11 protein-coding genes are annotated in these 13673 nt (G+C 61.8%); 3 read left to right on the top strand and 8 right to left on the bottom strand.

Annotated elements, in window-relative coordinates; all coding sequences use genetic code 11:
- Window positions 1-151 precede the first annotated feature (151 nt).
- Complete coding sequence (locus ACF8E5_RS05220; protein WP_058637300.1) at window positions 152-775, top strand: glutathione S-transferase family protein; 624 nt, start codon at window positions 152-154, stop codon at window positions 773-775.
- 33 nt (window positions 776-808) lie between these two features.
- Here ACF8E5_RS05220 and ACF8E5_RS05215 read toward each other — a convergent pair whose 3' ends face one another.
- Window positions 809-1978, bottom strand: a complete 1170-nt coding sequence (locus tag ACF8E5_RS05215) for an MFS transporter (protein WP_392474982.1) — start codon at window positions 1976-1978, stop codon at window positions 809-811.
- A gap of 95 nt (window positions 1979-2073) precedes the next feature.
- On the opposite strand from ACF8E5_RS05215, the gene ACF8E5_RS05210 reads away from it, so the two are divergent.
- Window positions 2074-2985, top strand: coding sequence for a LysR family transcriptional regulator (locus ACF8E5_RS05210; protein WP_197843942.1), 912 nt, complete (start codon window positions 2074-2076; stop codon window positions 2983-2985).
- Here ACF8E5_RS05210 and ACF8E5_RS05205 read toward each other — a convergent pair.
- Both ACF8E5_RS05205 and ACF8E5_RS05200 read right to left on the bottom strand, forming a co-directional pair.
- Window positions 2958-4382, bottom strand: coding sequence for an MBL fold metallo-hydrolase RNA specificity domain-containing protein (locus ACF8E5_RS05205; protein WP_392474981.1), 1425 nt, complete (start codon window positions 4380-4382; stop codon window positions 2958-2960). The two genes, ACF8E5_RS05210 and ACF8E5_RS05205, sit on opposite strands and share 28 nt — an antisense overlap.
- Window positions 4383-4511: 129 nt before the next feature.
- Entirely contained in the window at window positions 4512-5894 is a 1383-nt protein-coding gene (locus ACF8E5_RS05200) for a PLP-dependent aminotransferase family protein (RefSeq protein ID WP_392474980.1), read from the bottom strand.
- A 124-nt stretch (window positions 5895-6018) separates the two neighbouring features.
- Between ACF8E5_RS05200 and ACF8E5_RS05195 the strand changes: the two genes are divergently transcribed.
- Complete coding sequence (locus tag ACF8E5_RS05195; RefSeq protein WP_392474979.1) at window positions 6019-6888, top strand: DMT family transporter; 870 nt, start codon at window positions 6019-6021, stop codon at window positions 6886-6888.
- 81 nt (window positions 6889-6969) lie between these two features.
- On the opposite strand, the gene ACF8E5_RS05190 is transcribed toward ACF8E5_RS05195, so the two are convergent.
- From ACF8E5_RS05190 to ACF8E5_RS05170, 5 genes are read right to left on the bottom strand one after another with little or no spacing between them, the layout of a single operon-like run.
- The gene (locus ACF8E5_RS05190; RefSeq protein ID WP_027914716.1) at window positions 6970-7347 is read right to left on the bottom strand and encodes a response regulator; all 378 of its coding nucleotides are present in this window, start codon (window positions 7345-7347) and stop codon (window positions 6970-6972) included.
- A 45-nt stretch (window positions 7348-7392) separates the two neighbouring features.
- Entirely contained in the window at window positions 7393-8619 is a 1227-nt protein-coding gene (locus ACF8E5_RS05185) for a hybrid sensor histidine kinase/response regulator (RefSeq protein ID WP_196186610.1), read from the bottom strand.
- Entirely contained in the window at window positions 8613-9188 is a 576-nt protein-coding gene (locus ACF8E5_RS05180) for a chemotaxis protein CheB (RefSeq protein ID WP_196186611.1), read from the bottom strand. Before ACF8E5_RS05180 ends, ACF8E5_RS05185 begins: the two co-directional genes overlap by 7 nt.
- The gene (locus ACF8E5_RS05175; protein ID WP_058603911.1) at window positions 9185-10006 is read right to left on the bottom strand and encodes a protein-glutamate O-methyltransferase CheR; all 822 of its coding nucleotides are present in this window, start codon (window positions 10004-10006) and stop codon (window positions 9185-9187) included. Before ACF8E5_RS05175 ends, ACF8E5_RS05180 begins: the two co-directional genes overlap by 4 nt.
- Window positions 10003-13467: a response regulator gene (locus tag ACF8E5_RS05170; RefSeq protein ID WP_196186612.1), complete on the bottom strand. Its 3465-nt coding sequence runs from the start codon at window positions 13465-13467 to the stop codon at window positions 10003-10005. The genes ACF8E5_RS05175 and ACF8E5_RS05170 overlap by 4 nt, the downstream gene beginning before the upstream one ends.
- Between the last annotated feature and the right edge of the window lie 206 nt (window positions 13468-13673).

Raw genomic sequence — 13673 nt, 5'->3', positions numbered from 1 at the left:
CTGGAGACCCGAGACTAGGCAGGTGCTTCCGTGAGCACAACGACCAGCAAGTGCATGCGCGCATTTTCAGAAAGGGCCTACATGATCGCTGCCTCTTGACCGTTTGCCCTCGGTCACCGAGGATCGAAACTCCGCCTACAAGGATGTCAACATGCTGCGCATACTGGGCAAAGCCTCATCGATCAACGTTCGCAAGGTGCTGTGGGCGTGCGCGGAGTTTCAGGTCCCGTTCGTGCGTGAGGACTGGGGATCGGGCTTTCAGGCAACCGACAGCGAAGCGTTTCTTGCGCTCAACCCAAACGCCCTGATCCCCGTCATCCAGGACGGCGACTTCACCTTGTGGGAGTCCAACAGCATCATTCGCTACTTGGCCAACTGCTATGGCGCAGCAGCGTTCTACCCAGTGGAGGCCCGCACCCGGGCCAGGATCGACCAGTGGATCGACTGGCAGGCTTCGGACCTGAACGCCTCCTGGCGCTATGCGTTCCTGTCGCTGGTTCGGCATTCACCTGCCCATCAGGACCCGCATGCCCTGGCTAACGGCTGCGCCGAGTGGGGGCGCAACATGCTCATTCTCGAGCGCCAACTGGCCCGCACTGACGCCTACGTGGCAGGGCGCGACTTCACACTGGCCGACATTCCCATTGGCCTGTCGGTCAACCGCTGGTTCGAAACACCGCTCGAACACCCTCACCTGCCTGCCTTACGCGATTATTACGAGCGCCTGAGCGAGCGCCCGGCCTATCATGAACATGGGCGTAACGGCACGCCCTGACCGCTAGCAGAGGCCTTGGCGCAGGCCCATGCCTCAGACCGCGACCTGGGTAACCTGGTGGCGACCCCGCCAGGCGAACGTCAGCACCATTATCAAGCCCAGCGCCGCAGTGCCAGCGCCGGCCAACGCGATGGCCGAGTAACCGAGGCCGCCGTTGATCACGGCGCCCCCTAAGGCAGCGCCAATGGCGTTGCCCAGGTTGAAAGCTCCGATGTTCACAGCCGATGCCAGGTTCGGTGCGTCCTTGGCGGCCTCCATCACGCGCATCTGCAGGGGCGGCACGAGGGCGAAGCTGGCTGCGCCCCAAACCAGGATTGCGCCAGCGGTCAGCAGGGACGAGCCCAGCACCAGTGGAAACACCAGCAGCACTGCGATCAGCACGGCGAGCGAGACGATCAGGGTTCGATCTACGGAACGGTCCGCCGCCTTACCGCCCCACACGTTACCCAGGGTCAGGCCAACACCAAACAGCACCAGCATGGACGTGACGAATGCAGTAGAGGCGCTGGCTTCGTTTTGCAGGATGGGCGCGATGTAGGTAAACACCGTGAACATCGCGCTGGAACCCACCACGGTCAGGAGCAAGGCAGCCAACACGGGCCCACGGGTCAGCACACGTATCTCGGCCAGTGCACCGTCGCCTTTGGGCGATGGCACATTTGGCAAGGCATACCACAGCGTAGTCATCGCCACCAGGCCGAGCCCGGCTATGCCCCAGAACGCCGTGCGCCAGCCGAGCAACTCGCCAAACCAGGTCGCCAGGGGGACACCGCCGATGGTGGCCAGCGTCAGGCCCATGAACATTGCAGCCACGGCGCCGGCACGTTTCTCAGCGGGCACCACGCTGGCCGCGACGATGGCACCTATACCGAAGAAGGCGCCGTGGTTGAGCGAGGTCACCACCCGTGCGACCAACAGGCTGGCGTAGTCACTGGCCAGGGCCGACATCAGGTTGCCCAAGGTGAAGATGGCCATCAGGCCGATCAGCAGGTATCGGCGCGGTACGCGTACGGTTGCCAGGGTCATGAGCGGGGCGCCGATCAGTACACCCAGTGCATAGGCGCTGACCAACAGACCCGCGGCCGGAATGGAAACGCCCAGGTCAGTGGCGATGCTGGGCAGCATACCCATGGGGGCGAACTCGGTAACCCCGATACCGAATGCGCCCATGGCGAGCGCTACAAGGGGTGGGTTGATACGCATGGCTAAACTCCTTATCTGTGCCGCAAATGCTACGATCTGTTTCACCAAGGCACTAGATAGCGATTGTGCGAACCACCTTTGCGTACGAGGCACAAATGGATCTGACAGGACGATCAGGCGAGATGGAAGTGTTCACCAAAGTGGCGCAAGCAGGCAGCCTGTCCGCCGCCGCCCGTGCACTGGGCCTGACCCCCTCTGCTATCAGCCGCATATTGGCGCGTACCGAGCAGCGTCTGGGTACACGGCTGATGCTGCGCACCACTCGCGCGCTTACCCTCACGCCAGAAGGCGAGGCATACCTGCGAGGGGCACGACGTGTACTGACCGACCTTCAGGAAGTGGAGCAGGCCATTACCGACCAGGGCGTGCCGCGCGGTCGGGTTCGCGTCAGCGCTGCACTTGGGCATGGCCGGCTGCGCATCGTCCCCTTGGTGGCGGCGTTCAGCGTGCAGTACCCGCAGGTACTGGTTGATCTCACCCTCAGTGACGAAGTTGCCGACGTACTCGGCGGGCAGGCCGATGTGGCCGTGCGCTTCGGAGCGCTGCCAGACAGTTCGCTGAATGCTCGGCAAATCGATGAAACGGGCCAAGTGATCGTGGCCTCGCCGGACTATCTGAGCCGGCGGGGCACCCCTTTGCTGCCCGAAGACCTGGCCAGGCACAACTGCTTGCGGTTCAACTTCAGGCGCGCCACCTCGGACTGGCCGTTCGTACGTGACGGGCGCGGGTTCGCATTGAAAGTAAGCGGCAACATCGAATGCAGCAGCGGCGAGGCTCTGGCCCAGTTGGCCAGGCTGGGCGCAGGCATCGCCCGGATAGGCACCTTCACCGTCGCCGATGACCTGGCCAGCGGGCGCCTGGTGTCACTGCTCGAGGCCTTCAACCCAGGCGACCGTGAACCGATTCACGCCGTCTTTGCCGGTGGACCGAACATGCCCGCACGCGTGCGGGTGTTCGTGGACTTCCTGGTCGCCAACCATCAGGGGATGTGCACACTTCCCTCGTGACCGCTCTCGCGATAACGCGCTCGCAAAACGCCAGCCAGGCACTGCTTGGCCTCAGGCTCTCCGTGTATCAGGCGGATATGCGACGGCCAGGCCTGCATGCGTGTGACGAAACCGACCAGATCTGCCTGATCGGCGTGGGCTGAATAGCCCTCCACGCGCTCTATTGCGGCACGGATGTCTATGCGCTCGCCGTCCAGCATGACGTAGCCGCCTTTCGGGCCGTGGGTCAGGATGTCCCGGCCAGGTGTGCCATGGGCCTGGTAACCGACGAAGACCACATCGTGCCGGGCATCACCCAGCATCGCCTTGAGGTAGTTGACGATACGCCCACCCGAGCACATGCCATTGCCCGCGATGACGATGGCTGGCCGGGCCGTCTCGGCCAGGTGCTGAACGATGCGCTGGTGCTCCTCATGGCTGTCGATGGTGATCAGTTGCTTGAAGGACAGGGGCTTGCGTCCCTCCTTGATGCGGTCCTGGGCTGATTCGTCCCAATACCCTTGCAGACCTTTGTAGACCTGCGTGAAACGGCTGGCCAATGGTGAATCGAGGATGATGGGTAGATGTGGCCAATCCACCTCGGGGCCACTGTTGGTCTGGTCCTGCCCCGCCAGTTCATGCTCGTGGAGGATTTCCTCCAGCTCGTAGAGCAAGTCCTGGGTGCGGCCAATACAGAAAGACGGGATAAGCACCGTGCCCTGATTTTGCAAGGCGCGCTCGATGACGGCCTGCAAGCGTTCACGCCGGTGCTCCCGGTCGGCGTGGCGGCGGTCGCCGTAGGTGCTTTCCAGAATCAGCAGGTCAGCGCGCTCGGGAGGGGTCAGGTCTGGCAAGAGCGGGGAATGCGGCGCCCCCAGGTCACCACTGAAGACCACGCGCTGGGCGGTGGCGTCCGGCCCTGTCATTTCGAGTTCCACATACGCCGAACCCAGCACATGGCCGGCCGGTTGCAGCCTGACTTTGCAGTGGGCACCCTCAGTTTCGTGGAGCGTGAACCAGTTGCCGTAAGGCAAGGCGATGGTGCGCTGCTCCACCACCTTGAGATAGCGTTCCAGTTGCTCCGGATCGTCGCTGATACCTAGACGGAACGCGTCTTCGAGTACGATGGGCAACAGTTGGGCTGACGGTTCGCTACACAGGATCGGCCCATCAAAACCCGCAGCCAGCAAATGTGGGATTCGCCCGACGTGATCCAGATGCACATGGGTCACGATCAGGGCCTTGACGCCGTCGATGGTGAAGTCGAGGGTCAAGCCCTCCCCGCCTCGCCCCTCGTCCTCGCCTTGGAAGGCGCCGCAGTCGATCAGCAAGCTGGCCGTCTGGTCCATCCAGACTTGATGGCAGGAGCCGGTCACGCCCTCGCGGGCGCCGTGGTGAATGATTTCTGGGTGATCCATGATGGCTAGCCTGCGTGAGCCTGGAGATACGTTGGGCACTGCCCGCTTGAGGAGGGTTCAGAAAAGCTCGGGCGTCATGCTTGGCAGGGCCGCATTGCGGCCCGCTGCCGGCAAGCCCAGGCGCCGGGTTCAGGCATCCAGAGCCCGAGCCAGTACCTCGTAGATTTTCCCGTCGGCTGACTGCGCGACGTTGAAACGCACATAGTCCCCCGCCGTCCGGGACTGGCTGAAAGCGTTCCCAGGCGCCAGCACCACACCATCGTTCAAACACACCTTGGCCAACGCGGCGGCGTCCTTGCCCTGCGGCAGACGGCACCACAAGTACAGCCCTGCCTGTGGCATCAACCAGGGGATGATGCCGAGCGCTTTGAGCTTTTCAGCCGTCCTGTCCCGTTCGATGGCAAGGCGCATCCTCACGTTCTCCATATGCCTGCGGTAGCCGCTGCCGGTGATCGCATGGTGAATGATGTCCGCTGCCAGGCGACCGCCACCGAACGTGGTGGCGATCTTCAGATCGACCAGGCTCTGAATCCAGTCGTGACGCGTGGCGATGTACCCACACCTGACCGAAGCGGAGACGGTCTTGGAAAAACTGCCAATCTGGATGACCCGCGCCAGGCCATCGAAGGCCGCGAGCCTGGGCGCTGGCGTATGCTCGAAATCGGCGAAGACGTCGTCCTCGACGATCAACAAGCTCGCGGCCTCAGCGAGCTTGAGCAGCCGGTGTGCAGTGCCCGGTGACAGGGAGGCACCTGTTGGGTTGTGAATACCGGAATTGGTGATGTAGAGCCGTGGCGAATGCGCCGCCAGGGCAGCACCAAATGCCTCGATGTCAGGGCCAGTAGGGGTCTGACGTACACCGACGACGTTGACGCTATGGGCCCTGAGCAAGGCATGGAAGTTGAAATAACAGGGATCGTCGAGCAGTACGGTGTCACCGGGTTGGAGCAGAAAACGGCAGATCAGGTCGATGGCGTGCGTGCCGGACTCGGTGAGCATGATCTGCTCTGCCGGCACGTCGATGCCAAAGCCTGCCAGTCGCCGCGACAGAAAATGACGCAGCGGCGGATGGCCCTGCGGCGATGCATACTCGACCACCTGCTCGGCTTGCGAGCGCGCAGTAGCCCTGAGCGCCTTGCGCACCCCGGCCTCGAACATCCATTGCGCAGGAAGCCAGCCGCACCCAGGTTTCAACGTGGCGCCAGCAGGTTCGAGCGCCTGGCGAGAGATCCACAGCGGGTCGACTTCATGCTCGAGCTTGGGCCCCACCTCGGTCAGCACCAAGGGCGCCGCGACCCCTGCCACATAAAACCCGGCGCCACGGCGCGCATGGACTACGCCTTCGGCCACCAGTCGTTCGTAGGCCTCGACCACAGTCGACACCGAAACCTGCATGCTTTGCGCCATTGCCCGTACTGAAGGTATTCGTGCACCGGGCAAATAGGTACGGGCCGCGATGCGCGCATGGACTTCAGTCATGACTTTTCGAATGCGTGTGCTGTGCTCTTTCACTGAAATCCTCTCACCTGTACTGCCCATCGATACCTAACAGTTCCGCCAAACTGTACTGGATTGTACATGGCATCAAAGCGCACGTTGGTGCTGTACTGGCTTCATTGATGACAAGGAGTGCGAGATGCAGAGAACAGCAAGCGGCTGGATCAACGGTTTCATCGGCGTGGTGATTTTCGCAGGCTCCTTGCCCGCAACACGCGTTGCCGTGACGGCGTTCGAACCGACGTTCTTGACCTGCGCGAGGGCAACCATTGCCGCGTTAGTGGGTGCTTGTTGTCTGATTTTGCTGCGTCAGCCCCGGCCTGGGCGAGGCGATTGGTCATCCCTGGGCGTGACGGCACTCGGCGTCGTGGTCGGGTTCCCGCTACTGACTGCATTGGCCTTGCAGCACGTCAGCTCGGCCCACTCCATTGTGTTTGTGGGGCTGCTGCCGCTGTGCACCGCTGGCTTTGCCGTGCTGCGTGGCGGCGAGCGTCCCAGGCCGTTGTTTTGGGCATTTTCGTTGGCAGGTGCCGGGTTGGTGGCGGGGTATGCATCAACTTCCGTAGGCCAGGGTTCGCTACTGGGTGACGGATTGATGGTCGCGGCAGTGCTGGTGTGCGGATTGGGGTACGCAGAAGGTGCACGACTGTCCCGCACACTCGGCGGCTGGCAAGTGATCAGCTGGTCGTTGCTGCTTGCCCTGCCAGCGATGCTGGTGTTGGCGATCATCACCATGCCTACCTTGGCAAACCTGACGCAAGTCGGCGCCTCTGCCTGGTTCAGCTTCGGTTATGTAGCGTTGTTCAGCATGTTCATTGGATTCGTGTTCTGGTATCGCGGGCTCGTCCAAGGCGGGATCGCGGCAGTAGGCCAATTGCAGTTGGTCCAGCCCTTCATCGGGTTGGGGTTGGCGGCGGTGTTATTGCACGAGCAGGTGAGCTGGGCCATGGTGTCGGTGACGGTGGGTGCGGTGCTGTGTGTTGCCGGGGCCAAGCGGTTCGCCCAATGACGCGCAATCCTGCTTTGGAACTGGAACCAGGCCACTGATCGCTAGACCAGTGGCCAGCCGCTTTGCTGCAACCTAACGCTGTCAGCGCAGCAGGGTCTGGATCTTGTCGTGCAACGTATCGAGGTCGAACGGCTTGGCCAGGATGGGCGCCTTGCGGGTGATCGGGCTGCCAGACTCCAGGATCTCCGCTGGATAGCCGCTGATGAAGATCACCTTGAGGTCCGGCCGCAACTTGACAGCGGGCTCAGCGATTTCCACCCCCGAAATGCCACCGGGCAGGCGAAAGTCGGTCACCATCAGGTCCAGGTGCGGCTTGCTGGCCAGGATGGCAAACGCTTGCTCGCCATCTTCGGCGACCAGTACGTGGTAGCCCTCCCCAGCCAGGTAGTCCCGCAAAATCATGCGAATGGCCGGCTCGTCCTCGACGACCAGTACCACATCTTGTGCATCTTCACTCATATCGAAACCTTGAAAATTCTTGCAGTTTGCCATCAGACCCCGGGCTCAGGCAGAGGTTGCTCGCGCCTGATCGTTTTGTTGTTCGCACACGCCAAGCGGCAGTTGCAGGGTGAACGTGGCACCTTGGCCCTCTTCGCTTTCGACCAGAATGCGCCCGCGATGGGCCTGGACGATCTGCTCGGAGATATAAAGCCCAAGCCCCAGGCCACCAGTAGCCTGATGGTTCGACACCCGCTCGAACTGCTGGAAGATGCGCTGCTGGTTGGCCGCACCAATGCCAATGCCGTTGTCTTGCACCTGCACGCATGCCATGCCGTCGAGCTCGAACACCCGCACGTGCACAGGTTTGCGCTCCCCGTAGCGCAGGGCGTTGGACAAAAGGTTGGCCAGCACTTGCTCGATGCGGAACTCGTCCCATTCGCCAGCCAGGCGCCCGTCACAATGCAGGTCGATTCGGGTATCCAGCGCGATCGCTTGCGCCGTGAAGTTCTCCACCAACCCCCGTACCAGCTGACTGAGGTCAAACAGCTTCGGGCGCAGTGACAGTTTACCGGTGCGGATGCGTGACACGTCGAGCATGTCTTCGATCAGCCGTATCAGGCTGTTGATCTGACGCTCGTCGCGCTCGACCATGGCCTTGAGCTTTTCCTCACTGAAGGCCTCCAGATTGCCCCTGGCCAGGTTCAGCTTGCGCAGCTGCGTTTCCAGGATCAAACCGTTTAGCGGCGTCCTCACCTCATGGGAGACGATGGACATGAAATCATCACGCATCCGCACGGCGTGCTCCAGCTCGCAGCGTGCGCTTTGCAGCTTGTCCAGCAAGGCTTCCTGCTCCTGCCGGCTGCGTTCGAGCGCTTGCAGTTGCTGGTCGAGCACTTTGCGCTGACGGTAGAGATCGACGAAAACCGAGACTTTGCTTTTGACCGCCATGGTATCGAGCGGCTTGTAGAGGAAATCCACGGCACCGCTTTCGTAGCCCTTGAAGGCATAGTTCATCTCGCGCCCGGCCGCGGTCACGAACACGATGGGGATGTTGCGGGTTTTCTCGGTGCCGCGCATCAGCTCGGCCAGCTCGAACCCGTTCATGCCAGGCATCTGCACGTCCAGGATGGCCAAGGCGAATTCGTGCTCAAGCAGCAGGGACAGCGCCGCTTCGGCGGACTGGGCTTGGTGCACCTCGCGATGGTCACCCTGGATGAGGGCATCGAGGGCCAGGAGGTTTTCTGGCAGATCGTCGACGATCAGCAGTTTGGCGATGGTCTGGCTTAACATGCGCTGGATTCCAGAGTACCAAGCAACTGCTCGATACCACTCAAAGGAAGAATATGGTCGGGCCGGTGCAGGGCCAAGGCGGCCTCCGGCATCAGCGCGACCTGTGCATCGCGGGGGTCCTGGACGATGGTCCGGCCGCCGCTGTTCTTGATGTAGGCAAGCCCTTGGGCGCCATCTTCGTTTGCGCCAGTGAGCAATATGCCGAGCAGCGCCTTGCCATAGGCATCGGCTGCCGACATGAACATGTAATCGATCGAAGGCCTGGAAAAATGCTGCGGCGGTTCCTGGCTCAAAGACAGGGTGAAGTCGCACTCCACCGAAAGGTGATAACCAGGGCCTGCCACAAAAATGCCGCCGTCTTGCAAAGACTGCTTGTCGCGGGCTTCGAGCACCGGCCGGCCCAGGCGACGTTGCAGCACTTCAGCCAGATGGCTATGCCGGTCCTCGGGCAGATGCAACAGGCACACCACCGGAACCCTGCACGCCCCTGGCAACCCGCCGAGCACCTTGAACAGAGCAGTCACACCGCCCGCCGAAGCACCGATCACCACAGCCTGTATGCCCTTCATGACTTGCGGTAGATCCGTTCAGGTTTGACCCAGGGCTCGAAGCGCTGGCTATAGGCCGAGAAATCGACCGACTCCTTGCTGCCCAGTACCAGGAAACCCCGGTGGCAGAGAGACTCGTGGAACAGGCCCAGGGCCCGGTCCTGCAAGACCTTGTCGAAATAGATGAGCACGTTGCGGCACGAGACGAGCTGAGTTTCCGAGAACACGCTGTCGGTGGCCAGGCTGTGGTCGGCGAAGGTCACCTGCTCACGCAAGGTGCTGTCCATGATGGCATTGCCGTAGGCAGCGGTGTAGTACTCCGAAAAGTCACGGCGCCCACCGGCCAACCTGTAGTTCTCTTCGTACTCGCGCATGCTCGGCATGGAATAGATGCCTTGCTTCGCTTTTTCCAGCGAGTGCGGGTTGATGTCGGTGGCATAGATGATGGTGCGCTCCAGCAGACCTTCCTCGCGCAGCAAGATGGCCATCGAATACACCTCTTCGCCTGTACTGCAGCCGGCAATCCAAATCTTGATCGATGGCCATGTGCGCAACAGCGGGACCACTTCATTGCGCAGGGCAAGGAAGTGGCCAGGGTCGCGGAACATCTCGCTGACGGGAATCGTCAGGTACTGCAACAGCTGCATGAACATGCCAGGGTCATGCAGTACCCGCTCCTGAAGCGCAGACACGGTTTGGCAGTCGAACTGGCGCAGGGCATGCAAGATCCGACGCTTGATCGAAGCGCCGGAGTAATTGCGAAAATCGTAGCTGTACTTGAGGTAGATGGCCTCAATGAGCAAGCGGATCTCGATGTCGGTATTGCGTTCGCTAATCAAATTCGCTCCAGTTGCGGCAACCATACACGTATCAGCGAGAACAGGCGGTCCAGGTCGATGGGCTTTGCCAGGTAATCATTGGCGCCGGCCTGCAGGCAGCGGTGCTGGTCATCCTTCATCGCCTTGGCGGTCACGGCGATGATCGGCAGCTTGCGCCAGCGAGGCTGCTGGCGGATCAGCCGGGTCGCTTCGAAACCGTCCATTTCCGGCATCATCACGTCCATCAGCACCAGGTCGATATCTTCATGCTGTTCGAGGCGTTCGATGGCTTCGCGGCCATTGCGGCCGATTTCGACGATGGCCCCCTTGTGCTCCAGGGCGCTGGTCAGGGCGAAGATGTTGCGCACATCGTCGTCTACCAGCAGGATCTTGCGCCCTTCGAATACCTTGTCGCGGCTTCGCGCGGTCTTGAGCATGCGCTGACGTTCATGAGACAGCTGCGACTCCACCTTGTGCAGGAACAGGGTGACCTCATCGAGCAGACGCTCGGGCGAGCGTGCGCCCTTGATGATGATCGAGCGCGAATACTTGAGCAGGTCGGCTTCCTCTTCGCGCGTCAGATTACGGCCTGTATAGACGATCACAGGCGGGAAGGCGCGGATGTCTTCGGCCGTCATGCGCTTGAGCAACTCGTTACCGAGCATGTCAGGTAACTTGAGGTCGATGATCATGCAGTCGTAGACGTGCTCGCGCAGCAGTGCCAAGGCCTCCTGGGCCAGGCCCACGGCGGTGATCTCGACGTCCTCGTCGCCAATCAACCGGGCAATGCTCTCTCGCTGCAGGTCATCGTCTTCGACCAGCAGGATGCGCTTTAGCTTCTGGGTCAGCTTGGCTTCCAGGCGCCCGAAGACTTCCTTGAGCTCCTCGCGACTGGTGGGTTTGACCGCGTAACCGACCGCGCCCATGTGCATGGCCGCCTCCACCCGATCCTCGACCGAAATGATATGCACCGGGATGTGGCGCGTCTCGGTCCGCTCCTTCAGCCGCTGCAGTACAGTGAGGCCGGAATGGTCCGGCAGTCGCATGTCCAGGAGCACGGCATCGGGCAGGAACCGAGCGGCCAGCTCGAAACCTTCGTCCGCACCATAGGCCACCAGGCAGCTGTAGCCCAGTTCATGGGCCAGATCGAAGAGAATACGGGCAAAATTAGGCTCGTCCTCAATGACCAGAATGCAGCGATTGGTAAACGGCGCCCGCTCGCGATCATCGGTGAAGGCCAGGATCGGGGGCTTGGCCGCCGCTGCTGGCGCCTGGATGACCAATGGCATCGCAGTCACCGCAGGGCGCAGGGTAAGCGGCGCGACGGGCTGTTCGTCGACATCATGGCGCTCTGGCAGTACCAGGCTGAATACGCTGCCTTGGCCCGGCGTGCTCTGTACGGTGATCTGCCCGCCCAACAGGCGGGCCAGGTCGCGCGAGATGGACAGGCCCAGCCCGGTGCCTCCATAGCGGCGGTTACTGGTGCCATCGACTTGGTGAAATGCACCGAAGATGGCTTGCTGCTGATCAGGCGCGATACCAATCCCGGTGTCGTGCACCGCGAAGACGATACCGGCCTCGGGCTGGTAACCGATATTCAGGCTGACCTGGCCACGCTCGGTGAACTTGATGGCATTGGACAACAGGTTCTTGAGGATCTGTTCAAGGCGCTGGCGATCGGTGAACAGGGTCGCAGGCACGTGGTCCTCAGCTGTGACCTCGAAGCCCAGCCCCTTCTGGGAAGCCAGTGGCGTGAACATGTCGCGCAAGCCCTCGACCAGACGATCGACGTGGGTCGTTTCGGGGCGCACCTCAAGCTTGCCGGCCTCGACCTTGGCGATGTCCAGGATGTCGTTAATGAGGTTGAGCAGGTCATTGCCTGCCGAGTAGATGGACTCGGCGAATTTGACCTGCTCCTGGCTCAGGTTGCCCTCGCCGTTCTCGGCCAGCAGCTTGGCCAGGATCAGCGAGCTGTTGAGCGGCGTGCGCAGCTCGTGGGACATGTTGGCAAGGAATTCGGACTTGTACTTGCTCGAACGCTGCAGCTCATCGGCGCGAGCCTGAAGCTCGGTCTGGGCGCGGCTGAGCTCTTCGTTCTTGAGGTCCAGTGCATCGGTGCGTTCGGAGAGTTGTTCGTTGGTCTGCTCGAGCTCCGCCTGTTGGGTCTCCAGATAAGCCTGGGACTCCTTGAGCACCCGGGACTGCTCTTCGAGTTCCTCGTTGGCGGTCTTGAGCTCTTCCTGCTGGACCTGTAGCTCTTCGTTGAGCTGCTGGGTTTCGGCCAGCACCTCCTGCAGGCGTTGACGGTAGCGGGCGCTTTCGATCGACATACCCAGGTTGCCCGCCACGCGCTCGAGCATCTCCGCGTCGCGCTCCTGCAAAGGGCGCAGCAGCCCCAGCTCGATGACGCCGTTGACCTGGCCGTCCTCGGTAGCCGGCACAATCAGGCCGCTGCGGGGTAAACCCTTGCCCAGGCCCGACGCCAAGCGGTAATAGTCCTCCGGCAAGGCATCGAGGCGGATCAGCCGTTCTTCACGTACCGCTTGCGCCAGCAAGCCGTGGTGATCACCCAGCACCTGTTCGCGGGCCTGCTCCTGGGCTTCGAGCCCATAACTGGCCACCCGTACCAGGCGGCCATGTTCATCCCGCACATACACGGCGCCCACCACACTGCCCAGGTAGGCAGCGAAAAACCGCAGGATCTTGTCACCCAGCATGGGCAGGGACAATTGACCCAGCACCTGCTGGGCCAGTTGGGTCTGGCCGTTGCGCAGCCAGGCCTGATGCTCCAGGCGCTCCGCAGCGCGCTGCTGGGCCTGCAAGTTCTTGGTGTAGCTGTCGGACAGGGCCAGCAGGTCACGGCGCCCGAGATAAGCGAGTAATGCGCTGAGCCCGACCAGCAACACAACGAACGTGATGATGCCAGCGACGGTGACACTGCTGACCGTCTCGTTGCGGGTCATGCGCAGCTGTTGCTCGGCCCCGATCAGGTCCTCGAACTCCTTGCGGATTTCGTCGGTCAGGCGTTTGCCACGGCCATTACCGATCAGCTCGCGGTATCCCCCTTCGACGCGGCGCAGCTCGATCATCTGGCTGCCGAAGTCGTTCCACGCCCCCTGCAGCGCGATCAGCCGGTCGATGCGTTCGACCTGCTGGGGATTGTCCTCGACCATGCTCCGCAGGCTTTGCAGGCTGTTGAAGATCCTGGGCTTGGCCACCTCGTACGGGTCCAGGAAGCGTTCATCGCCCGTGATCAGAAACCCGCGCATGCCCGTTTCCATGTCGATCGAGAGCTTGAGCGTCTCGTTGGCATTGCCAATCACCTGATCGGTATGTTCCACCCACTGCATGGCAGACAGCAGGTAGTTGATAACGGCGACGAATGCCACGGCACCGAGCAGGCCGAGCCCCAGGGGCAGGCCGATGTTGCGGCTCAACAGCTTGCGAAAGCTACGTTGGTCCATCGAGGCAGCTTGTATCATCTGAAAACGCCCGAGCAAATGGAGTCCATGAACAGCATGGTCAATCTTTCCTTATGGTGAGGGGCAGCCCCTGGCCTGGCGCAAGCCCTGATCAGTTGGCCCGGCATTTAGCCAGCATTTGAAACATACCTGTTCCAATCGTTCCATCGGATCGATCAGATCGGTATCCTTCGGGAACTTCTGGGCCTTGGCGAGGCACAGAGCAA

The organism is Pseudomonas sp. WSY_20 (assembly GCF_043104335.1).
GTDB lineage: Bacteria > Pseudomonadota > Gammaproteobacteria > Pseudomonadales > Pseudomonadaceae > Aquipseudomonas > Aquipseudomonas parafulva_B.
Note: the sequence above shows the minus strand (reverse complement) of the source record. Positions and strands in the feature narration are given on the sequence as shown.